The organism is Pseudomonas sp. NY11955, assembly GCF_048068035.1.
GTDB lineage: Bacteria > Pseudomonadota > Gammaproteobacteria > Pseudomonadales > Pseudomonadaceae > Aquipseudomonas.
Map to the genome: position 1 here is coordinate 202,017 of NZ_JBLUPS010000007.1, position 20,917 is coordinate 222,933.

Here is a 20,917-nt window from a genome sequence, read left to right on the forward strand (position 1 = left end):
AATTCGATGGAGAAACACCTATGCGTAGGATCGGTGCCAGTGTGATCGAACGAGTCACCCAGGCCTGTGTCTGCGCCAGCATGCTGCTGGCGCCCGTGGCAGCCACCCAGGCCGCCACCGAGGAAGATCCCTGGGAAGCGGTCAACCGCCCGATCTTCCGCTTCAACGACACCCTCGACACTTATGCCCTCAAGCCATTGGCCAAGGGTTACCAGGCAGTCACTCCGCAGTTCCTCGAAGATGGCATCCACAACATCTTCCGCAACCTGGGCGACGTGACCAACCTGGCCAACGACCTGCTGCAGCTCAAGCCCCATGCGGCGGGCGTGGATACTGCGCGGCTGATCGTCAACACCACCTTCGGCCTGGGTGGCTTCTTCGATGTGGGTACCAAGATGGGCCTGCAGCGCAACGACGAGGACTTTGGCCAGACCTTGGGCTACTGGGGCGTGCCGAGCGGCCCGTACGTGGTCATCCCGCTACTGGGCCCAAGCACCGTGCGTGATGGCGTGGCCAAGTACCCGGACACCTATACCGAACCCTACCGTTACATCGACCATGTGCCAACGCGCAACTCGATCTTCGCCCTGGACGTGATCGATACCCGCGCCAGCTTGCTCTCGGCCGAGAAGCTGATTCAGGGTGACAAGTACATCTTCATCCGCAATGCCTACCTGCAGAACCGCGAGTTCAAGGTCAAGGATGGCGAGGTCGAAGACGACTTCTGATGCATGAACAGGGGGCCGCAATGCGGCCCCTGGTTCAATGCATGGCCAGAATCCGCAGCCCGAACTTCTGCTGCCCACCCGGCTGGTCGGCAATCCATACCACTTCGGTGCTGGCATGCAGCCCCTTCAGCGCCGGGTGGTCGGAGTCGATCCGCACCTCGATATGATCCCCTACCAGAAAATGCTGCTGCGCCTGCACCTGCATGCCGCCGCTGGACAGGTCCAGGCACACCGCCGCAATCACCTGGCCTTCGTGCAAAAGGCTGACCTCGGTATCGATGCGCATGCGAATGAAGTCGCGTTTCTCGCTGTGGCTGGAGGGCGTGTGGGGCATGCTGCATCCTTCCCATCGGGTTGCGCTGGTCGACTTTCTTATAACTCCCGGTGATTTGCCCTGTAAAGAGCAGCGAGGTCGACCCTTGCATGCTTGAAACGCTTGGCGGATGGGAGTACCGTCTGCGCCTTACAAGGTAGCTCTCACAGTTGCCGGACAGTTGCCGGGCAGGTGTTCTTGTCCTACAACTCAAAGTAGAGTGTGACCATAAAGAATTCCCGTAGCTGGCCGTCTGCCTTGCCGACACCGCTGCACCAACCCAAATCGGCGCCGTTCGCCCACATGCAGAAAACCAGTGCAACGCTGCTGATCATCGATGACGACGACGTGGTCCGTGCAAGCCTCGCCGCCTACCTTGAAGACAGTGGCTTCAGCGTCCTCCAGGCCGGCAATGGCCAGCAGGGGCTTCAGGTCTTCGAAGAACACCAGCCCGACCTCGTGATCTGCGATCTGCGCATGCCGCAGATGGGCGGCCTCGAACTGATCCGTCAGGTCAGCGAGCGCGCGCCGCAGTTGCCGGTGATCGTGGTGTCGGGAGCCGGCGTCATGAGTGATGCGGTGGAAGCGTTGCGCCTGGGCGCCGCCGACTACCTGATCAAGCCGCTGGAAGACCTGGCCGTACTCGAGCATTCGGTGCGTCGCGCGCTCGATCGCTCGCGGCTGGTGCTGGAAAACCAGCGCTACCGTGACAAGCTCGAAGCTGCCAATCGCGAACTGGAGGCTAGCCTGCACCTGTTGCAGGAGGACCAGACCGCCGGTCGCCAGGTGCAGATGAACATGCTGCCGGAGAGCCCTTGGGCAGCCGGCGAGTTCGCCTTCGAGCACCAAATCATCCCGTCGTTGTACCTGTCGGGTGATTTCGTCGATTACTTCCGCGTGGACGAACGGCGTATTGCCTTCTACCTTGCCGATGTTTCCGGGCATGGCGCGTCGTCGGCCTTTGTTACCGTGCTGTTGAAGTTCATGACCACGCGGCTCATGTTCGAGCTCAAACGCAGCAAGATGCGTGAGTTCAAGCCGTCGGAAGTGCTCAGCCACATCAACCGCGGCCTGATCAATAGCAAGCTGGGCAAACACGTCACCATGGTCGGCGGGGTGATCGACGAAGAGTCGGGGCTGCTGACCTACGCCGTCGGCGGCCACTTGCCGCTGCCAGTGCTGCACACCCCCGAGCACACCCACTACCTGGAAGGCCGTGGCCTGCCGGTGGGGCTGTTCGACGAGGCCACCTACCAGGACCTGGTGGTAGAGCTGCCCCCGCAGTTCAGCCTCAGCTTGATGTCCGATGGCATTCTGGACCTTTTGCCGGGTGATACGCTCAAAGATAAAGAAGCCGCCTTGCCGGAGATCGTCAAGGCAGCAGGTGGCAGCCTGGATGGGCTGCGTCAACGATTTGGATTGGCTACGCTTGGGGAGATGCCGGATGATATCGCCCTATTGGTGTTGAGCAGGAACCTTCAATGAGTACCGGTAGAATCCAGTTCGCCGAGCAGAGCGGTACCTTCGTACTGAAATTCGTCGGTGAAGTGCGCCTGACCCTGTGTTCGGCGCTGGATGCGACGATCGAGAAGATTTTCACCGCGCTGAACTTCTCGGCGATTGTCATCGACCTGACCGAAACCGAAAGTATCGACAGCACCACCCTGGGGCTGCTGGCCAAGCTGTCGATTCTGTCGCGGCAGAAAGTGGGTCTGCTGCCAACCGTGGTCACCACCAACCCGGACATTTCCCGGCTGTTGCAGTCGATGGGCTTCGATCAGGTGTTCAACATCGTCGATCGGCCTATACCTTGCCCTGAATGCCTGACCGACCTGCCGTCGCAGGACCAGAACGAAGACGTGGTGCGCTCCAAGGTGCTGGAGGCGCACAAGATCCTCATGGGGCTGAACGACTCCAACCGCGAAGCCTTCCATGACCTGGTCAATGCGCTGGAGCGCAGCTGACCCTGAGAGTGTGTTGGCCTCTTCTCGGGTAACCACGCGAAGAGGCCGGGGCAGGCAGCAGTAATACCCCTACCGAACTAGTGCCTGCCAACAAACTCGGTTGCCTCGCCCCCGCTCGCATCCAGCTGGTACACCCGCGCCGGCCGCCCTAGTTCATCAAAGAACACCTGCCCCAACCCTGCGCCGTTCCATAACCGCTCGCCAGCCTTGCTATGGCTGGGCGTACGCGGCACCACCTGCATCTCGCGGCGCTTGGTAAACCAGTTGAGCGGTGAGCGTGGCGCATACAGCCAGCGGTTGAGCCGGTCGAGCACATCCAGCAAGCGCCGGGGGAACTCGTTCTTGATCCCGCTGCTGGTCACCTGCCACAGATGTGGGCTGCGTTGGCGATGGCGAATCAGCACCTCGTAGACGAACGAGTAATGCACATCCCCGGACAGCACCACGTAGTGCCCCGGTGTACGCGAGTGGCGGAAGATATTCAGGATGACCTGCGCCGCACCGCGGTGGGCCATCCAGTTCTCGGCATCCACCAGCAGCGGGTAGCCCAGCCAGCTGAACACCTTTTGTACCGTTTCGATTAACTTCACGCCGAAAATCGGCGCAGGCGACACGATGATCGCCGACGGATGGTCGAGCAGCGCGTGCTGCAACTCGCTCAGCGCCTCCCAATCAAGCAGGCCGGAAGGCTTGGCCAGGTTACTTTCGCTGCGCCAGCGGCGGGTGCGGGTGTCCAGTACCAGCAGCGGCGGTTCGGTAGGCAGGCTGAACTGCCAGCCCTGGAAGCGCAGCAGAGCGTCAATCAGTTCATCCGGGTTGTGGCTGGTCGTTGCCTGGCACTGTTCGATCAGTGGTTTGCAGCCGTCCGGGTGGTTACCCCAGGCCTGGCAGAGCAGGTAGCCGAGCAGGGCATTGCCGATGATTCTGCGCGAGAACGGGTGGCCGTAGGCGGTTTCTTCCCACTGCGCGGAGAGGTTCCAGTCATCGGTGATGTCATGGTCGTCGAAGATCATCAGGCAGGGCAGGTGGGCCATCACCCGCGCCACCTGGCCGAGGTTGTCGGCAAACGCCTGGATGTGCGGCAACTCCTGTCGATAGCGGGCTTGCTGCTCGTCGCTGAGCCCGCCGGGCATGTCCATGTTCACCAGTTGCCAGGGCACGGGCGACCACACCAGCAGGTACATGGCCATGACTTCGGCGAAGGTCACCAGGTGGTTGTCGGCATTGCTGGAGGAGAAGATTGGCTTGCGCTTGCCGCCGAAAAAGCGTTCGCGCAGGGTGTCGTTCAGTGCTTGCGCCGGCAGCAGGTCGGCGCGGTGGTAGTAGCTGGCCGGGTGCTGGTAGAGCGCTTGGCTGTCGGCTACCACGGCACCCTCCAGCTGCTCGTCGAACAGGCCCAGGCGCGTGATCAGGCTATGGATGGCCCGCAGCATGGGGCCGGCGACATCATCGGCGTACACCTGGTCGCCGGTCATCAGCAGCACGGCGGGGCGGTCTTCGGGCTTGGCGCAGGCCTGCAGCAGCCGATCGGCGCACAGCAGGCCGTCGGCAGCGGGATGATGCGGTTTGCGGCAGGAGCCGTGCAGCAAGTGGTCGAGGCGCTCGCGTAGCACCAGGTTTGGACGTTGGGTGCCGGGGTAGAGCAGGTGCGCTGCCCAGTCTGCGATGCCTCGGCCGTTGATGAGCAGGTCATAGTCGAGCTGCTGGTTGCACGGCAGAGGGGTGGCGAACTGGATATCCAGCAGGTGGATGAACGCGTGCTGGCCGATCGCGACTACCTGGCAGTCGACCTGGGTTTCGCTGGCCGGGCAAATGAACTCGGGTTGCAGCGGTTGGGTGGCGACCAGCCAGATGGCCAGGCGCTGGGGTTCCAGGCGGCGCAATACCGGGCCGGCGAGAACGAGAGGTAAGGATGCGGAGGAGGTCATCGACAGCTCTGAGGGCCGGTGAAATCAACAAACTGCTAAGGCCGGGCACTTACTGGGTGCCAGACGAAAAACGGGCGGAAAATGCTGAACACTTTCCGCCCGTCGGGCAAACCAGAACTGTATCAGGCCTTTTCAGCCATCAACTTCTCCAGCTTCTCCTGGTCCCGCGCAAACTGGCGGATGCCCTCGGCCAGCTTCTCGGTGCCCATGGCGTCTTCGTTCATCGCCCAGCGGAACTGGCTTTCGTTCAGCTGCTGCTTGGCTTCACCGGCATTGCCTGGCTTCAGCACCTGCGGCAGCTCACCTTGGTCATCGCTGAGCTGCTGCAGCAGTTCCGGGCTGATGGTCAGGCGGTCGCAGCCGGCCAGTTGTTCGATCTGGCCAATATTGCGGAAGCTGGCGCCCATGACCACGGTGTTGTAGCCATTGGCCTTGTAGTAGTTGTAGATGCGCGTGACCGACTGCACGCCTGGGTCCTCGGCGCCTACGTATTCCTGGCCGGTGCTCTTCTTGTACCAGTCGTAGATACGGCCCACGAATGGCGAAATCAGGAACACCCCGGCATCGGCGCAGGCCTGGGCCTGGGCGAAGGAGAACAGCAGGGTGAGGTTGGTCTGGATGCCCTCCTTCTCCAGCTTCTCGGCGGCGCGAATGCCTTCCCAGGTGGAGGCCAGCTTGATCAGTACGCGGTCTTTTGGCACCCCGGCAGCTTCGTACAGGGCGATCAGCTGGCGTGCCTTGTTCAGCAGGGCTGGCTCATCGAACGACAGGCGTGCATCCACCTCGGTCGAGATGCGCCCCGGGATGACCTTGAGAATGCCCGAGCCCACGGCCACCGCAAACTGGTCGCAGGCCAGGTCGACATTACCCTTGGCGTCGGCCTTCACCTGCTTGAGCAAGTCGGCGTAGCCCGGGATGGCGGCGGCCTTGAGCAACAGCGACGGGTTGGTGGTGGCATCGACCGGCTTCAGGCGGGTGATGGCGTCCAGGTCCCCGGTGTCGGCGACCACGGTGGTGAACTGCTTGAGTTGTTCCAGCTTGGAGGTCATGGGCGTGCTCTGTCCTGTGCATTTACTCGACATTACCCGAGCCCCGACAGCCGCTCAAGGGCTGTAGGTACGGGCTTGCCCGCCAAGGGCGGTGCGAAAGGTGATTATTCGAGTCGCAAGCCGCCATGAGGTTCCGTATCTGCTGGCATGGGCCGTTGTGGATGCAGCTGGCTTGCTCAAAATCTAGAAATCCACGCGATCACTGTGGGAGCGGGCGAGCCCGCGAACACCGGCGCAGCCGGTGCCATTCACCGTGTTGGATGCTTCGCGGGCAAGCCCGCTCCCACAGGTATCGCGCAGGCGTTGGCCCATCGCGCCCGCCATGCCAAGTCACCGCCCCTGCAACAGCTCCACCGCTTGGTCGAACACCGCCAACGGTTCAGCCGCCTTGTGAATGTCCGCCGACAGCAACTGGCGGAAGCGCCGTGCCCCCTTGAACCCTTGGGCCAGCCCCAGAATATGCCGGGTAACGTGGTGCATCGCGCCACCAGCTTCCATGTGCGCCACGATATAAGGCCGCAACTGCGCCAGCGCCTCGCTACGGCTGACCACCGGCGCATCGCTGGCAAACAGCTGCTGGTCCACTTCGGCCAGCAGATAAGGGTTGTGATACGCCTCACGCCCCAGCATCACGCCATCGAAGGTTTCAAGGTGCGTCTGGCATTCGTCCAAGGTCTTGATCCCGCCGTTGAGCACGATCTCCAGGTCTGGGAAGTCCGCCTTCAACTGCGCAGCCACGTCGTAGCGCAGGGGGGGGATTTCGCGGTTTTCCTTTGGCGACAACCCTTCCAGAATCGCGATACGCGCATGCACGGTAAAACTCCGGCAGCCGGCCTCGCGCACTTGGCCGACGAAGTCGCACAGTTCGGCGTAGCTGTCGCGGCCATTGATGCCAATGCGGTGCTTCACCGTCACCGGGGTCGACACCGCATCGCGCATGGCCTTCACGCAATCGGCCACCAATGCCGGGTGAGCCATCAGGCAGGCGCCGATCATGTTGTTCTGCACCCGGTCGCTCGGGCAGCCGACGTTGAGGTTGACTTCGTCGTAGCCCGCTTCTTCAGCCAGGCGCGCGCAGGCAGCCAGGTCGGCTGGCACACTGCCGCCCAGCTGCAGCGCCAGCGGGTGCTCGGAGGCATCGTGGCGAAGGAAACGGTGGGCGTCGTTGTGCAGCAGGGCGCCGGTGGTGACCATTTCGGTGTAGAGCAGGGTTTGCTTGGAGAGCAGGCGCAGGAAGAACCGGCAGTGGCGGTCAGTCCAGTCCATCATCGGTGCAACAGAAAACCTCCTAACTACCGTATCGCCTGAGGTTCCGGGGTTTTCCGCTTGTTTCTGTAGCATTTGTGGCTCTCTGTTTGATGCCGCTTTTTTCCGGTTTTTGCTGGTTTTGCTACAAGCGTTGCTACAATGTAGCAAATCAAATCGGTCATGTAGCAAAACCATGGGAACCATCACGCAGCGCAAGCGCAAGGACGGGTCATCCGGCTTTACAGCCCAGATCCGTATCATGATTGAAGGGAAGGCAGTTTATCAGGAAAGCCAGACCTTCGACCGGAAGGCGACGGCGCAGGCCTGGATCAGGAAGCGTGAGGCCGAACTGTACGAGCCGGGTGCCATCGAGAAGGCCAACCGCAAGGGCGTAACGATCAAGCAGATGATCGACAAGTACCTGGTGGAGTACGAGAAGCTGCGGCCGCTGGGCAAGACCAAGCGCGCGACCCTCAAGGCTATTGGTGAAAGCTGGCTTGGAGAATTGGAAGACCAACAGCTGACCAGCCAGAAGCTGGTTGACTACGCCATGGACCGGATCGAAAAGGACGGCATCCAGCCGCAGACGGTCGGCAACGACCTTGCCCACCTCGGCGCTGTGTTGTCCGTGGCCCGGCCGGCTTGGGGCTATGAGGTTGATCCGCAGGCCATGCCTGATGCCCGGCGCGTATTAAAGAAGATGGGCGCTGTCACCAAGAGCGTGGAGCGCAACCGCCGGCCGACCATGGATGAGCTGCAACGCATCATCAAGTACTTCCAGGAGATGCGCGACCGCCGCAAGCAGGAGATCGACATGGTGCGGGTGGTGGTCTTCGCGCTTTTCTCGACCCGGCGCCAGGAAGAGATCACGCGGATCCGCTGGGATGCGCTCAACGACCAGGAGCAGTCGGCTCTCATCACCGACATGAAGAACCCTGGCCAGAAGTATGGCAACGACGTGTGGTGCCATATGCCTGATGAGGCCTGGCGCATCCTGGAGTCAATGCCGCGGGTTGCCGACGAGGTGTTCCCGTACAACTCCAGGTCGATATCGGCGTCCTTTACCAGGGCGTGCCACTTCTTGCAGATCGATGACCTGCACTTCCACGACCTGCGCCACGATGGCGTAAGCCGCTTGTTCGAAAAAGGGTGGGATATTCCGCGCGTGGCCAGCGTGTCGGGCCACCGGGATTGGAACTCGATGCGGCGCTATACGCACCTGCGGGGGAAGGGAGACCCTTATGAAGGGTGGGAGATGCTGGAGGAGGTGGTAACGGGCCCCGTTATCGAGGCCCAGAGGCGAATCAAGAGGCGCGGCGAGAACCCTGGCCCATGAGCTTGTCCTGCTCGGCCTTGGCTTTCGCGTGCTGGCTGTCGATGTAGGAAGCCAGATCGCTCAGGTGCACACCGCGTGCACCCTTCTGGCTCGACTCCATCCAGACCAGCGGCAGGTTGATTTCGCCCTTGGCCACCTTGGCCTTGAGCTTGGTGGGGGTGATGTCGAAGTAGTCTTTGCAGACCAGCTCGATGGGGATGATGGCCTGGCCGTTGTACTGGGCCATCAGCAGGAAGGCGGTATTCATGTTGACCTCTCAGAAAATGTAACGGACAGGGGCAAGGTGTGCGGCCGGCAACCGGGCCAGCACCGGGCCTTCATCGAACTGGTCGCCGGCGGGTGGTGGCGGGTGCTGGTCATCGGCCTGGGTAACGCGCTGGTTGGTGGCGTAGATGGTGAGCACCACGCCGATCAGGAAGGCAAAGGCTGCTGCGGTGAGGCAGGCCCAGAAGACGGTAACTGGTCGCATGGCACCGGCCTCAGTAAGGAACGCACTTGTTGCAGGCTCCGGTCCAACCGGGTGTTCCGCAGCCTGAGCAGGGTTCGGTTTCCGGCGTCCCGCGTTCTTCGGGTCGGCTGGCCAGATCCGGCATGCCACGGTCGCAGTCTTCGCACGGCTCCATGATTGGTGCGTTGCCATCCTCAGCCTGTCCGCTACGGCCCACCATGATCTGGCCGGTGTCGCCACAATGCCGGCACTTGGGCTTCGCCATTGCGGCATCAATGGCGTGATCGAGTGTTTCCTCATTGAGCACCAGGTTGTCCGGAGTCAGGCCTGCGAACACGCCGCCCTTGCTGATCGTTTCCAGATCGCGGGAGCGCAGCCAGCGGTAACGGCCGGCGTCCATGCTCAACGCGTCTATCTGTTGATCCCGCTCCGTCAGGTCGGCCTGCAACTGGTCGCACAGCACGCACTTCATCAGCACAACCTCGCTCGGCCGGGGTTCCGCCAGCAGCGATGCCACCTCTTGCTGGCTCAGCTCCAGGACCTTCGGGTCATAGGTACGCAGCTTGGACTCGGCCTCGATTGCGCGGCGCTTCCAGGTGGCGAGGTCGGTTAGAGCATCAGGGCCAGATCCACAATCCGGGCAGTCCTTGACGCATTCAACAGGACCGTTCTCAAACGCAATGCCATCCAGACCACTGATCTCACCGTCTGGCACAGTACCGAGGCCATTGCAGGTGGCGCATGTCCCCGAAACGGCCATACCGTTCGAGTGGGCGTAACCGGTAGCGTTGCAGTCTTCACAGGGCGACTCGCCCTGTTCGAAGGATTCGGCAGTCTGTCCACGGGTCCATCCGATCACGCCATTGCCTTTGCAGGCTTCGCATTTCGCCGAGCTCGGCTCTGCGCTGGCGGATAGGGCCATCAGGATTCGATGCATTAGATCGCCATCGAACTGCGTGCGAGACTTACCGTTGATTACCGCGCGGAGCAAATCCCGATAATTCAGGTTCTTGCGAAGTCTTTCATCGCGATCAGCAGTGCGCTCGGCCAACTGGGTGCGCAAGTCACTGGCTTCACCCTTTAGGCTCTCCAGCGCCTGCTTCGTCGCGCGGATGTCGCTTGGATCGGCGTGGTTGTAGAGCGGGCCGAGCTTGGCGACCTCGTCGAGGCAGGCCCTCCAGCCGCCGCGATAGCCTTGGTCCCAGTCGTGGGAATAGCTCAGCTTGGCGTTGCAGACTGGTAGTTCCACCAGCTCGCCATTGTGCTGCTCGGTTGGCAGTCGTGCTGCGCAGGTCTCCAGAAGATCCCGGGCCATCCCTCCTATGCCATGCGGTGCCAGGGCTCCCTTGGCGTCCAGCGCAAGCAGCGCGTTGATACTGATGATCAAGGCCTTGTTGTCGCCTTTGAATAAGATGCTCATTGCTGATACCCATCCTGTTGCATCATGTGGGAGAGATGCTCGTTGGTGATATGGCGCTGCGGCCTCCGGCCTTTAACCGACTGGTGCTCGCCGCAAAACATCGTCCCGTCGACGCGGGGTTGCTGGCATTCCTTGGCAGCACAGGACCGCTCCGGCTCAGCGGGCTCTGATTTGATGGCCAACTTGCCCAGGGCGCGGACCAGCCGTTTGGCTTGACCGAGCTCTGCCCGAGCAGCTTTCCGCGACAGGATCAGGTTCCAGGCCGCAAGGCAGTGTGGGCAGGCGTCTGGATCGTCATCGTCCCAACCAGTGAGCTGGTCGCTTATCTCTTCTTGATCAAGGCGCCGCTCAGAGCAGTAATCGCTGACGGTATTGGTCAGAGCCCTGTGCAGGTGGGTGTTAGGGCGAGTGCCATCCCACAGCAGCGAATGCCCGCGGTCGAAAGACTCCATCCCAGAATCGCTGAAGGCCTCGATGGTGATCGGGCACTTGTCCAGAGCCGCCACGATGGCCCTTTTAATGTTGGTCAGCTCTGCGGCCGCGCGCTCGTACCGGGCAACTGCGGCAACCGCGCGCTCGGCCAGTGGTGGTTTCTTCATTGCCCTTGCTCCAGTAGTTGAATGACGTCCAGGTAACCGGCGATATGGCTGCCGGGCTTGTCGGCGGCGGTGCGCTTGAGGTGTTCCACCACCAGGGCCACGCCGTTGGTGGCGGCCAGCGTGCGGTGCATGGCCAGAACCGTGTCGGTGGCTTCCTTGCGTGCCTGCTGGCGCATGTATTCGTTGATGGGGCCATGTACCACCAGCACCGGGATGGGCTTGGGGCGGATGGCGGTTTCGGTGGAATAGGCTGGAACTGGCGCAGGGGTAGAGCGGCGAGCCCGGTCAAGGGCCGCCTGGGCGGTTGGGTTCATGGTGCTACCTCAGCTGGATAAGTTCAGTGAGTTGGGCTATGACTGGCGTGCTGGCATGGGGCCGGCATATGAGGACCGATGGATGAAGCGACTTTCGAATTTCCTGATGACCAATCCCATTGTTGTGGTGGGTATGTTCGTGCTTACCCTGCTTTCAGCAATCGCTGGCCTTATTCTTGGATGGGAGGTGCTCTATCGAGACTATTTGTCAAAATCGTTAAGCGTCCCCGCGTGGCTCATTGTTCTAATTGTGATTTCTGCTTTTTTTGGGTGGATCTTGTACGGAACTCGAATCAATCGGACTCAAGCAAAAGAGTTGGTTTTGGTGGCAGATAAGACTTTTGGGACTGAGCAGGTCGTAGTCAGCGGTAAGCGTTTTGTAAAATGCAAATTCCACCACAGTGAAATGGTTCTTGATGGCCAAGACCGGTTTGACTTCGATAGCTGTGAATTCCATGACCCACGGTTCACTTTCATTGGTCCAGCTGGTCAGGCCCTGGGCACCCTGACCAGCATGTTTAAAGATCCAGCGTTTAGGCCGGTGGTTGAAGGGCTGTTTTTGAACATTCGGGCAGGCAAGCTGCCCATTGCGGTGGAGCCTTCCGGGGGCAGGTAAATCTACGCCACCGACTGGAAGGCCTGAAGGGCGAAATACACGCGGGCGCAAGCCTCGGCATCTGGGCGGGCGCGGTGCCCGCCGACCAGGTCCTCACCGGTGAAGAATTTCAATGCTTCAGTGACGGTTGGCGGCTTGTGCTGCTTCCCGCGGCCAGCGGCGATCATTTTCTCGGTGGGTGGACACTTCACGATGCTGGTGGTAGAGGTGCAGGTGCAGAACTTCGGGGCTTCGCGGTATGCCTCGGCCACCCATGCATCCTGGAAGCGCTTGAGGCCGATGCGCATGATTCGGTCGTCGAATGACAAGTTGTGCGCCACGCGCAGGCCGGCCTGGTTCCAGATGCTCAAGAAGCCTTCGATGGCCACGGCCTCGGGAATGCCGTGCTCCAGGGCGAGTTCGTTGGTGATGCCGTGGATTACGGCGACTTCGTTGGGGATGCTCCAGCCGTCCGGGCGGACCATGGCTTCGAAGCTGTCGACCAGCTCACCCTCGGGGGTGTAGAGCAGGGCGCAGATATCAACGATGTGGGGCTGGTCCGGGTGGTCGCTGGGGGCTTTGAAGTTCGGGAAGCCAGTTGTTTCGGTGTCGAAGACGCAGATCAGATCGGACATGGCGGGTTTCCTGTAGGCGAAAAGAAGGCGCCCGGAGGCGCCTGTGGTCTTGCTGGGGATGGGGTCAGCCGGCTTGCTGCATCGGCTGGTCTTGCTGGGCGACGCCACCTTCGATCCATACCGCGCTGATCTCGGGCGGCAGCTTGGCGGGCTTGGCCTTGAGGGTGCCCAGCACGATGGCGCTTTCGATCTCGCCAGCCTTGGCCAGGCTGACCAACATGCCGAGCAGTTGGCCGCGCGCCGGCAGGTCCAGAACGTCGAAGCGATCGAGCATCACTAACTTCAAGCCCGAGTGCACAGCGATGGCCAATGCCAGCAGCGTGTCGCAGCGCCACTGTTCCGACTCGCTCAGCAGCTGGTACAGACGGCCGCCGGCGGTGATGTCCATTTCGGTGGACACCTGCACGACCGGCCAACCGGTGAGCTTCGAGGTTCTGGTCAGGCTGGCATTGAAGGGCTGCAGTGCGCCGGCCAGGATCTCGCCAGGGATGCCATCAGGTGCCAGGGCCTTCTCGATCAGCACCCATTCCAGAACGTCGAGGTGGTAGCCGGCGGCCTTCTGGGTATTGGCTTCGGCGTTCTTGGCTTCGGTCGCGGCATCACACAGCGCGTTGTACTGGGCGCGCAGCTCGCCTTCCAACTTGCGCAGGGCGTTCAGCGATTCAATTGACCGGTCGTACTTGGCTTGGTCAAAGGCTTCGGCCTGCTGGCCTTCGAGCTGTTGCAGATCGTTGCGAGCAGCTTCGGCCTTGGCCACCGCCGCCATGTCGTTCTGCAGGGTGCGGCGCAGCATTTCGACGCTCTTCTGCATGTTGGTGATATCGAGCGCCAGTGTGCTGGTGGAAGCGGTGTCCTGCTTGAGGCCCTTGTACAACTCCAGCTTGCTGCCAACGATCTTGAGCCCAACTCCGCAAGCCGGGCATTCGCAACCGCCAGAGCCGGCCTGCTGGTCTTTCAACTGGGCCTGAAGGTCAGGCAGCTGCTGTTCCAGCTTGGCCAGGTCCTGCTCAGTGGTGGTGCGCTTTGCTAAGGCGCGTTCGTAGAGGCCGGCGGCTTCCTCCAGTTCGGCTTTACGCTGGCCAAGGCCTTGCGCTGCTTGGCGCTTGGCGTCCTGTTCACCAATGAAGCGATTGCCGTTGTCGATATCGGCCTGGACCTTCGCGTGCTTCTTGAAGACCTCTTCGCGTGCCGCTTCGTCGGCGATGTTTTCCGGTACCTCTACCGCCCAGTCCTCCGCCTTCTCGCTGCCGTACTGCTCGCCAGTGATGGCTTTCCAAGCGCCACGCGACTCGGCGGCGTAGGCCTTTGCCTGCTCCTGGGCAGCGCCGAAGCCGCTCAACAGCAGCGGCTTGATTTTCTCGACCTTGGCAGCGTTGGCCTTGCGCTTGGCCAGCATGCCCACAACAACGTCGGGCTTGGCGCTGGACTTGGTTAGCTTGAACAGCAGGGCGCGTCGGGCTTTCTCGTCTAGGGCCGCGAAGGCCCCGGGCGTCAGTACGAACGGCAGGTAGTCATCGCCGGGCACGCTGTGGCGCTCGGCTGTGCCCTTGGGCAGGGAAAAGCTGCTTGCCGCGCCGTCGTGGCTCACGATGATCTGGGCTTTCTTCTCACCCTCGGTGACCAGCTTGCCGTAGTCCTTCTTGTGCTGGACGCGGCCCGAGCCGCCCAGGGCGAAGCCAATGGCTTCACGCAAGGACGATTTACCGGCACCGTTGAAGCCGGCCACCAGGGTGATCGGCGTGGCAAGGTCCAGGCTGGCGCTGCGCAGGCCCTGGAAGTTCTCGACGAAGATGTGTTCGAGATGCATGGCGTTACTCCAGGTTGAGGTCGACAGCCTGTTCAAGGGTGCCGACGACGCGGTAGGTGTGTTCGAGCGAAGATTCGCCCTCGGCTTCCAGCTGGATAACGTTGCTTTCCAGCAGGCGCAGCAGCAGCGAGGCGGCGCGGTCACTATCGATGCTCAGGCGGCGCTGCAGCCAGGCGGCGTCGATGACCTGGCCGTGCAGGGAGACGATCTGCGCAGCCTCGCTGTAATCAAAATCACCGAACTCCTTACTTATCTGCTGGCTGTCGCCAGGCCACTCAGCGTCGACAATGTCGCTGTCGTCCTGGGCTGGCGGAAGTTCTTGCCGTTGGGCGATCACCTCACGGCCACCGTTGGAGTTGATGGGGGTAACCACGCCCTCGGCTTCCATCTGCTCGATCATCCGGGTTGCCCGGTTGTAGCCGACCTTCAAGTGGCGCTGGATCGCCGTGGTTGAAGCGCGACGGGTTTCTCGCACGAAGATGATTGCCTCCTGGTAGAGCGGGTCCGGGCCGTCCTGCAGTTCGTCTTCCTCTTGCTGGCGCTCCAGACCCATGCCGGCCACGATCTCGGAAGCGCTCAACGGCAGTTCATGCTGATCGCGCTCTGGTTTTACGAAGTCGGTGCCTTCGTGGTAGTCATCCGGCGCCATCACCAGCAGGCAGAGGTGGCCGGCGCTGTCGATCAGCTCTTTTCGGTTCGGAGCCTTGGCATCAATGATCCCGGTGGCGGTCAGCTTCTTGGCGTCGAACTTGACCTCTTTCATGGTCAGTTCAATGGTGGTGGCGCCACGCGCAGCAATGATGCTCACCGCCGACCGCACCACATCGCTTGCCTTCGTGGTGATGCGGTCGATCACTTCCTGCTGGTCGTCTTCGCCCAGGCGGGTGAAGGGCATCTTGATGTTGCGCAGTTCGAACAGCGCCGCTTCGACCAGGTCGTGCACCATCAGCTCATGTGCCAGGACCATTGGCGAAACGCCGTGCAGATAGGCGCGGTCGATGAACTCTTTGTGTTCAGCTTTCATTGGGGATCCTCAGTACTTGGCGATTTCTTCCAGCTTTTTCTGCTGGGTGAATGTCAGGAGGGTGCGCGGGCCATAGCGCTTGAAGCTGGCCCGCAGGTTTTCGACGAACTCTTGTTCCCAGGCCCCCGACGCGTGGAGATCCGCGGCGGCGAGCAGAGAGGTGAATTCCTCGACCCGGTCGTACAGTTCTTCCACGGTCTGGGCGGCCATGGCGATTTACTCGAACTGCAGGTTGCTGGTATCGCCCGGCTGGGCGTCATCTTCGGCATCCGGTTCAGGGTCGGAAACCTGGTCAGGTTCCTGCTCTCCCCGGACGTTTTCGGCGTTTTCCTTTACAGAATCGGCAGTTTTCTTACCTTTTCTGGGAGTTTCGGTTACCACTTCGCCCTGTTCGTCGACTGGACCGTCATCAACAACCAGGCCGGCATCATCATCACCCTCGATGATCGCCGGCGGTTCAGGTTCCTTGTTTCGCAGGTCATTGATGTCGACCGCGTAGTTGCCGGCGCCGTCAGGCGAAGCGTCGATGTAGTCCTCGACCTCTTCACGGGTTTGCAGGCCCATCAGCAGTTCGGGTGCATACAGTCGGCCCAGCAGGCTGGCGGCTCGGTAACGCAGCATAATCTCGGGCATGGTCAGCCACTTGCTGCCGTTCTTGGTGAGCCAGCCTTCGTCAATCGCCATCTGGATGGACACCAGCGGCCCATCCAAGCGGTCGCCGGTTTCCTTCTCGATCACCCAGGCGCGGCAGGTTTGGTGTCGGATCTTCACCTTGCGCTGCTCTTCCACCTTCTGCTTGTTCTTCCAGACCGTGGCGCTGTAGGTGATCTCCTGCTCTTTGGCTGGCTCGCTGAGGTCGAAGCGCAGCGGGCTGAATCTGCCGCAGCTGTTGATCGAGGCGATGATGAACTGGCTGGACCAGGACGGGCGCCCCTCGATCACGTACAGGTTCTGCATAACCATCAGCGGGTCGGCGCCCATGCGCTGGGCCATGTTGAGCGCGACGATGCAGTTGGGCAGTCCGGCCGGGTTCGGGTTGTGGCCGACGACCTTCCCGTATTCCTTGACCTCGGCGAAGGCGCGGTACTGCACCGGCACCAGGGTGGAAGCCGACAGGGCCTTGGCAACACGCTGGATCTGGTCAAAGCCTTGACCGGTCAGCAGCGACATAGGGGCATCGTTAGGCTTGGCGACAGCGCTGGTCTGCATCTGCGCCAGGTTGGTGGGTTGCGACATGGTGGACCTCATTGGTGGTAAGGGCAGGTGGACCAGCGCGGGCAATACTTCGCGCTGCAAAGGAAGCTCTGGGGGTTTGGCGGGAACAGGCCTGAGCGCAGCATGTCGGCGCCGATCTGGATCAGCCCGGGGAAATCCTCGGTGCCGACCATCATTTGCTTGGCGCCGACGATCTCGCCGATGCCGGTTTCGGGCTTGCCCTTGGTCTTGAGCCCGATGATGTGGGCCGGTGCGGTGCAGGGCTCGCCGGTGGTGTGCTCTTCGAGGATTTCGTAGGTGCCAATCTGGGCCCAGTGGCCTTTGGTCTTGGCGACCCCGTCCACGACGGCAGCGCCGCCGGTCTTCACGTCGGCAATACCCTTGCCGTCACCGGCTTTGCAGATCCGTGACCGGTCGAGCTGACCGGTCAGGCGAATGATGGTGCCCCCACCACAGTCGATCTCCAGCGGCTCGGTGGTTCGTTCAACGGCCACGAACTCGTAACGCGGGCTGATTTCGTTGCAGTAGCGGGTGTGCAAGGGAAGGGCGATGCGCTCGGCCTCGGCCAGGGTCAGCTTGTCGGCTTTCCAGTCGATGTCCTGGTCAGGGTTGCGCAGCGTGTGCACCAGGAGCTCGGCGGTGTCGAAGGCCGACAGGTTGCTGCCGTTCATGCGGGAAACGTCGAAAGCAGCCGTGCTGGCGTGAATGGCTGTGCCCAGATGCGAGCGACCGCTGCTGGGCGACCGGTGCTTGAGGATGTGGATGTATTCCCACTTGTAGGCACAGTCAAACAGCGAGCCCCACGAAGAGGCCCGGATGGTTGTGACGGACATGGCTGTTACCGTGTGATGAGGTCGGCCAGGGCAACCAGCGTCAGCCAGCCTGCCCAACCAAGAAGGGATTGAAAGGCGCCGCGCCAGATCAGGTGGCGGCGCCGGCGTTGGGCGGCGGTCATGGTTGAACAGGCTTTTTCATCAGCTGCTTGTAATCCCAGTGAGCCAGGAAGCCGCTGTCGTAGGTGTGTTGAACGGCCGCATGCTCTTGCGTGTTGAGCATTTGCTTGTCATGCAGAGAGTCGATCCAGTCGTGGAATTCAGCACTTTGGGAGAATGTCTTTCCCATGACCTCTATGGGATATCGCTTTCCGGTACCGGTGCTCATGGAAACCTCACAACCACCATCTCGCCGCGAAAGCGGATCGTGGTGCCCAGTGGCAGATCGCGGAACAAGAAAAAGCCCTGACGGTGCAGGGCTTCGACGATGAGCGGGAAAGTGGGGGCTATGACGCCCCGGCATTTATTGGTCACGCGGCCTCCTTGCGGCGCTCGGCAATGCGCCGGATGCGTTCGCAGTAGTGTTTGAACTCGTCGGAATCGATGGCCAGCAGCGAGAAGTAGGCCACCACCAGGGTTTCGGCCTTGGCGTCTTCGACCGGGCCGGCGCTGGGGAGCAGCATCGTTTCGATGGCTCCCTCAATCGCGCTCACAGCAATGCTGTGCGGGCTCATAGCTCGCGGGCCTCTTCGGATGCGGCCTGAGTGCCTGGCAGAGCGAAGGGCGCCAGGAGGTCGCGGGCCAGCTGCTCGAGCACCGCTGCCGGCTTGGCACAGGCCATGATTTCCTCAGCCGCAGCAGCGGCATCGCCGGGCACCTTGAAAAGTGCGGCGAGCATCAGTCGCCCCAACACCGACTCACTGATGCCAGAGCGACCCAACTCGCTCATAGCGTGTTCGTCCACGGCTTGCGCGAAGCGCTCGTAAGTCACACCGACCAACTTCCCATGGATTGCAAACTGGTAGTCGCGGCGAGCCATCAGCTCGGCCACGCCATTGTCGATCCAGATGCGTTCAGCCTCGGCCTGGCCGTCATCCGGCGCAGGCTCAGCGTTGTCGTACAGGTACTGTGCTTTGCGAAGTGCGCCCATGGCGGCCTCCGTGATTGTGGGTGTGGGATGGGTTCTGCATGGGTCGTGACGCTCTAAGCCGTAAACCTCCCGGACCAGGGGAGGGTGAGCGTCACGACCGATACAGCCTGGCGATGGGGAACCAGGTGCACCGGGCCGTCTTTCCGGCTGTCAGGGAAATCAGTGGCGGCTGATGATTTCCGCATGGCTGCGATGGGCGTTTTCGCCGACGTGTTCGGCAACGCTGTGGATCAGGGCCACGGCCTCGTCCTTGCCGTGGGTGGCTGCCAGCGACAGACCAGCCATGCTGATCAGCTTCAAGGTCAGGCCAAGAACATCGTCCAGATCTCGGGGCTTGCAGGCGTTGATGTAGGCCTCAACCAGCTTGTTGCACATGCGCTCAGCGATCTCAGGAGTGACCATGGCTGTTCTCCTGTCAGAACCAGACGCGGCGATCGAAGATGACCGCGGTGCCGGCGATGAAGCCAAGCTCTTCCGGTTGAATGCCCGGGTTCTGCTTGAGGTAGTGAGCGCGGTAGATGTCAGTGGCCTTGTCGTTGCGGGGCAGGCGCTTTAGCAGGCCTTCTTCGTCGACGAACATGTCCGTGCCCTTGCCGTTGTGCAGCACGCCGACCTGCTCCAGGTCGCCGCCGTCCAGGTGAGGCACGATCAGGCTGCGCAGCGTCTGTAGCGTCGGCGCCGCCGGCAGGTTGATGTTCAGGGTTGTCTCGCTGCCATCCGGGCGGATGACGGTGTAGTTGGTGTTCATGTGGGTGATCCTCGGTCGATTTCCCGCTGCACCCGTCACCAGGTGCAGAAGTGAAATGTTCCGTGGAGCTGGCCGGTGTTACGCGCCACATCCGGCTGGGCGATGACTTGGTTCGGGGGCCCTGTGGGCCCAACAGCCGACCACGCTCTGCATGCTGTCGGCTCTCTTTTATGCGGTGCTCGACGCTGCGCACCCGGGGTGAGGCTTCCCCTGTACCGAATTGGCTTCGGCTCGCTGCCATCCGATTCCTTCCGGTTTCGCTCAGTTAGGTTCGGATGAGGCAAAAATAAGCCATCGCCTAATATCTGTAAATAGGTAATGCCTAACTTTTTTCTTGCAGGCATGAAAAAGCCCGCACGGTGGCGGGCTTGGCAAGAATGAAACTGTTACATCAGGCCTGGGCAATCCCTCTTTGTAACCTCGAAGCGAGTGATGGGTTGCCCGTTCTCGCGCTCGTAGATGTACTGATGGATCATTCCATTTGCGAGCGGTGATTGCTTTTTCGTCCCCTGCTTGCCGCAGACCATGGCGACAATCGACTTCCTAGCAGCTTGGAAGTCGAAGTTTTTTTCGTACGACGAAAAATTCTTAAGGGTGTAGTGCGTGGCCAGGATCTTACCGTCGACTGCCTCAGCCTTAGTCAAGACCGTGATTTCATCAATCTGTTTGGGTGCCTGGGCGTTGATCTGCTGGGCAGCTTTGGTAACGATTTCAGATAGCATTTTCGAGTGATCAGGTTGGGTTGCAATTCCTGCAATCAACTTGCCGACTGCACTGGCTATGCAGACTACGAACAGCATCATGATCCACCACAGAGGTTTTTTGATCCTCAACCAAATGGTCTCGAGCTTCATAGCTTCCTCGCGTTCCATGCCAACAGCACCCGAGCCTGGATGTGAATGCGCTCCAGCTGCTCACCTTCGATGACCATGGCCGGGTAGATCGGGTTGTCGGAGATCATGCGCAGGTTACCACCTGCCATTCTCTGCAGCCTCTTGATGAACAGCTGGCCGTCAAGGGTGAAGACGTAGATGGCATCGGTACGGATCTCGGTGATACCGCGGTCAACCAGCAGAGAGTCGCCATCATTGAAGGTTCCGGCCATGCTGTCGCCGTCGCCCGTGATGATAGCCAGGTTCTCTATCTTGGAGTAAGAGAGGCCTTGCTCGCGCAACCACTCTATGCGGACAGTGATGTCACGGATCGTATCGACATGACCAGGTGCGTCCATGCCAGGTCCCATCGACGCTGCGACATCGAGTTGGGGAATAGTCAGATAGGCATGTGACCTGTGCGCCTCATCAACAATAATCATGTCGTCAATCGACAAGCTCGCCCCTTTTCCGCTAGCGACCTGGGCAGGAGTAGCAGTCAGCCCCCAGTGCTTGGGCCCGACAGTCGATGAGAAATACTCCATCAACTGCATGAGCTTTGCCTTGTCGATTCGCCCATTTTTCACCCATCCCTGGACAGAGGGAGGCGCCACGCCGAAGTCATCGGCGAGTTTCTTTTTTGAGATCCCTTTGGCGATGCGAGCGGCTTCGATCGCTTCGCCTAATTCTTTTCCTGTAAGCATTGCCTAATTAAGCCTATCGACCATTTGAGTAGGCAATGGCTTTACAT

General features: G+C 61.0%; 28 protein-coding genes. 5 read left to right on the forward strand and 23 right to left on the reverse strand.

Going from position 1 to position 20,917, the window contains the following annotated elements; all coding sequences use genetic code 11:
- The first annotated feature begins 20 nt into the window (after nucleotides 1-20).
- On the forward strand, nucleotides 21-728 hold the full coding sequence (locus ACNFBR_RS15535; RefSeq protein WP_416735720.1) for a VacJ family lipoprotein: 708 nt from the start codon (nucleotides 21-23) through the stop codon (nucleotides 726-728).
- 34 nt (nucleotides 729-762) lie between these two features.
- Here the strand turns inward: ACNFBR_RS15535 and ACNFBR_RS15540 are convergent, their stop codons facing one another.
- The gene (locus ACNFBR_RS15540) at nucleotides 763-1,062 is read right to left on the reverse strand and encodes a PilZ domain-containing protein (RefSeq protein WP_416735721.1); all 300 of its coding nucleotides are present in this window, start codon (nucleotides 1,060-1,062) and stop codon (nucleotides 763-765) included.
- Between the two features lie 282 nt (nucleotides 1,063-1,344).
- On the opposite strand from ACNFBR_RS15540, the gene rssB reads away from it, so the two are divergent.
- Nucleotides 1,345-2,526, forward strand: a complete 1,182-nt coding sequence (gene rssB / locus ACNFBR_RS15545) for a two-component system response regulator RssB (protein ID WP_416735722.1) — start codon at nucleotides 1,345-1,347, stop codon at nucleotides 2,524-2,526.
- The gene (gene rssC / locus ACNFBR_RS15550) at nucleotides 2,523-3,005 is read left to right on the forward strand and encodes an anti-sigma factor antagonist RssC (protein WP_009686305.1); all 483 of its coding nucleotides are present in this window, start codon (nucleotides 2,523-2,525) and stop codon (nucleotides 3,003-3,005) included. The genes rssB and rssC overlap by 4 nt, the downstream gene beginning before the upstream one ends.
- A gap of 77 nt (nucleotides 3,006-3,082) precedes the next feature.
- On the opposite strand, the gene ACNFBR_RS15555 is transcribed toward rssC, so the two are convergent.
- The 3 genes from ACNFBR_RS15555 to dusA form a co-directional block, all read right to left on the reverse strand.
- Nucleotides 3,083-4,933, reverse strand: coding sequence for an alkaline phosphatase D family protein (locus ACNFBR_RS15555; RefSeq protein ID WP_416735723.1), 1,851 nt, complete (start codon nucleotides 4,931-4,933; stop codon nucleotides 3,083-3,085).
- Nucleotides 4,934-5,055: 122 nt separating this feature from the next.
- Nucleotides 5,056-5,982, reverse strand: a complete 927-nt coding sequence (gene tal / locus ACNFBR_RS15560) for a transaldolase (protein WP_416735724.1) — start codon at nucleotides 5,980-5,982, stop codon at nucleotides 5,056-5,058.
- A gap of 330 nt (nucleotides 5,983-6,312) precedes the next feature.
- A complete protein-coding gene (dusA, locus tag ACNFBR_RS15565; RefSeq protein ID WP_416735725.1) occupies nucleotides 6,313-7,323 on the reverse strand; it encodes a tRNA dihydrouridine(20/20a) synthase DusA in 1,011 nt (336 codons plus the stop codon).
- Nucleotides 7,324-7,423: 100 nt separating this feature from the next.
- On the opposite strand from dusA, the gene ACNFBR_RS15570 reads away from it, so the two are divergent.
- Nucleotides 7,424-8,566, forward strand: a complete 1,143-nt coding sequence (locus ACNFBR_RS15570; protein WP_416735726.1) for a site-specific integrase — start codon at nucleotides 7,424-7,426, stop codon at nucleotides 8,564-8,566.
- On the opposite strand, the gene ACNFBR_RS15575 is transcribed toward ACNFBR_RS15570, so the two are convergent.
- Genes ACNFBR_RS15575 through ACNFBR_RS15595 form a run of 5 tightly spaced genes read right to left on the reverse strand, consistent with a single transcriptional unit; the run spans nucleotide 8,535 to nucleotide 11,347 of the window.
- A complete protein-coding gene (locus ACNFBR_RS15575) occupies nucleotides 8,535-8,813 on the reverse strand; it encodes a pyocin activator PrtN family protein (protein WP_371040027.1) in 279 nt (92 codons plus the stop codon). The genes ACNFBR_RS15570 and ACNFBR_RS15575 overlap by 32 nt on opposite strands.
- Before the next feature lie 9 nt (nucleotides 8,814-8,822).
- Nucleotides 8,823-9,035: a hypothetical protein gene (locus ACNFBR_RS15580; protein WP_416735727.1), complete on the reverse strand. Its 213-nt coding sequence runs from the start codon at nucleotides 9,033-9,035 to the stop codon at nucleotides 8,823-8,825.
- Between the two features lie 10 nt (nucleotides 9,036-9,045).
- Nucleotides 9,046-10,434 carry a hypothetical protein gene (locus ACNFBR_RS15585; RefSeq protein ID WP_416735728.1) on the reverse strand — a complete coding sequence of 463 codons (1,389 nt, stop codon included), beginning with the start codon at nucleotides 10,432-10,434 and terminating at the stop codon, nucleotides 9,046-9,048.
- The gene (locus ACNFBR_RS15590; protein ID WP_416735729.1) at nucleotides 10,431-11,033 is read right to left on the reverse strand and encodes a hypothetical protein; all 603 of its coding nucleotides are present in this window, start codon (nucleotides 11,031-11,033) and stop codon (nucleotides 10,431-10,433) included. Before ACNFBR_RS15590 ends, ACNFBR_RS15585 begins: the two co-directional genes overlap by 4 nt.
- Nucleotides 11,030-11,347 (reverse strand): hypothetical protein, encoded by a 318-nt coding sequence (locus ACNFBR_RS15595; protein WP_416735730.1) that lies wholly within the window; start codon nucleotides 11,345-11,347, stop codon nucleotides 11,030-11,032. Before ACNFBR_RS15595 ends, ACNFBR_RS15590 begins: the two co-directional genes overlap by 4 nt.
- An 82-nt stretch (nucleotides 11,348-11,429) precedes the next feature.
- Here ACNFBR_RS15595 and ACNFBR_RS15600 point away from each other — a divergent pair, with 82 nt between their 5' ends.
- Nucleotides 11,430-11,963 carry a hypothetical protein gene (locus ACNFBR_RS15600; protein WP_416735731.1) on the forward strand — a complete coding sequence of 178 codons (534 nt, stop codon included), beginning with the start codon at nucleotides 11,430-11,432 and terminating at the stop codon, nucleotides 11,961-11,963.
- A 2-nt stretch (nucleotides 11,964-11,965) separates the two neighbouring features.
- Here the strand turns inward: ACNFBR_RS15600 and ACNFBR_RS15605 are convergent, their stop codons facing one another.
- From ACNFBR_RS15605 to ACNFBR_RS15670, 14 genes are all read right to left on the reverse strand, one after another.
- Entirely contained in the window at nucleotides 11,966-12,577 is a 612-nt protein-coding gene (locus tag ACNFBR_RS15605; protein ID WP_416735732.1) for a 3'-5' exonuclease, read from the reverse strand.
- A 64-nt stretch (nucleotides 12,578-12,641) separates the two neighbouring features.
- Entirely contained in the window at nucleotides 12,642-14,384 is a 1,743-nt protein-coding gene (locus ACNFBR_RS15610) for an AAA family ATPase (RefSeq protein WP_416735733.1), read from the reverse strand.
- 4 nt (nucleotides 14,385-14,388) lie between these two features.
- Complete coding sequence (locus tag ACNFBR_RS15615; protein ID WP_416735734.1) at nucleotides 14,389-15,408, reverse strand: DNA translocase FtsK; 1,020 nt, start codon at nucleotides 15,406-15,408, stop codon at nucleotides 14,389-14,391.
- Between the two features lie 9 nt (nucleotides 15,409-15,417).
- Nucleotides 15,418-15,618, reverse strand: a complete 201-nt coding sequence (locus ACNFBR_RS15620; protein WP_371044467.1) for a hypothetical protein — start codon at nucleotides 15,616-15,618, stop codon at nucleotides 15,418-15,420.
- Nucleotides 15,619-15,624: 6 nt separating this feature from the next.
- On the reverse strand, nucleotides 15,625-16,644 hold the full coding sequence (locus ACNFBR_RS15625; protein ID WP_416735735.1) for a hypothetical protein: 1,020 nt from the start codon (nucleotides 16,642-16,644) through the stop codon (nucleotides 15,625-15,627).
- A gap of 8 nt (nucleotides 16,645-16,652) precedes the next feature.
- Complete coding sequence (locus ACNFBR_RS15630; protein ID WP_416735736.1) at nucleotides 16,653-17,456, reverse strand: PD-(D/E)XK nuclease family protein; 804 nt, start codon at nucleotides 17,454-17,456, stop codon at nucleotides 16,653-16,655.
- A gap of 118 nt (nucleotides 17,457-17,574) precedes the next feature.
- The gene (locus ACNFBR_RS15635) at nucleotides 17,575-17,784 is read right to left on the reverse strand and encodes a hypothetical protein (RefSeq protein WP_416735737.1); all 210 of its coding nucleotides are present in this window, start codon (nucleotides 17,782-17,784) and stop codon (nucleotides 17,575-17,577) included.
- Nucleotides 17,781-17,930: a hypothetical protein gene (locus ACNFBR_RS15640; RefSeq protein ID WP_012271389.1), complete on the reverse strand. Its 150-nt coding sequence runs from the start codon at nucleotides 17,928-17,930 to the stop codon at nucleotides 17,781-17,783. The genes ACNFBR_RS15635 and ACNFBR_RS15640 overlap by 4 nt, the downstream gene beginning before the upstream one ends.
- Nucleotides 17,927-18,079, reverse strand: coding sequence for a hypothetical protein (locus ACNFBR_RS15645; RefSeq protein ID WP_416735738.1), 153 nt, complete (start codon nucleotides 18,077-18,079; stop codon nucleotides 17,927-17,929). Before ACNFBR_RS15645 ends, ACNFBR_RS15640 begins: the two co-directional genes overlap by 4 nt.
- 47 nt (nucleotides 18,080-18,126) lie before the next feature.
- The gene (locus ACNFBR_RS15650; protein ID WP_416735739.1) at nucleotides 18,127-18,546 is read right to left on the reverse strand and encodes a hypothetical protein; all 420 of its coding nucleotides are present in this window, start codon (nucleotides 18,544-18,546) and stop codon (nucleotides 18,127-18,129) included.
- Nucleotides 18,547-18,705: 159 nt separating this feature from the next.
- On the reverse strand, nucleotides 18,706-18,948 hold the full coding sequence (locus tag ACNFBR_RS15655; RefSeq protein ID WP_416735740.1) for a hypothetical protein: 243 nt from the start codon (nucleotides 18,946-18,948) through the stop codon (nucleotides 18,706-18,708).
- A 13-nt stretch (nucleotides 18,949-18,961) separates the two neighbouring features.
- Nucleotides 18,962-19,294: a hypothetical protein gene (locus tag ACNFBR_RS15660; protein ID WP_416735741.1), complete on the reverse strand. Its 333-nt coding sequence runs from the start codon at nucleotides 19,292-19,294 to the stop codon at nucleotides 18,962-18,964.
- A 386-nt stretch (nucleotides 19,295-19,680) separates the two neighbouring features.
- Complete coding sequence (locus tag ACNFBR_RS15665) at nucleotides 19,681-20,166, reverse strand: PA3611 family quorum-sensing-regulated virulence factor (protein WP_416735742.1); 486 nt, start codon at nucleotides 20,164-20,166, stop codon at nucleotides 19,681-19,683.
- Nucleotides 20,145-20,870, reverse strand: coding sequence for a LexA family transcriptional regulator (locus tag ACNFBR_RS15670; RefSeq protein ID WP_416735743.1), 726 nt, complete (start codon nucleotides 20,868-20,870; stop codon nucleotides 20,145-20,147). The genes ACNFBR_RS15665 and ACNFBR_RS15670 overlap by 22 nt, the downstream gene beginning before the upstream one ends.
- Nucleotides 20,871-20,917: the final 47 nt, after the last annotated feature.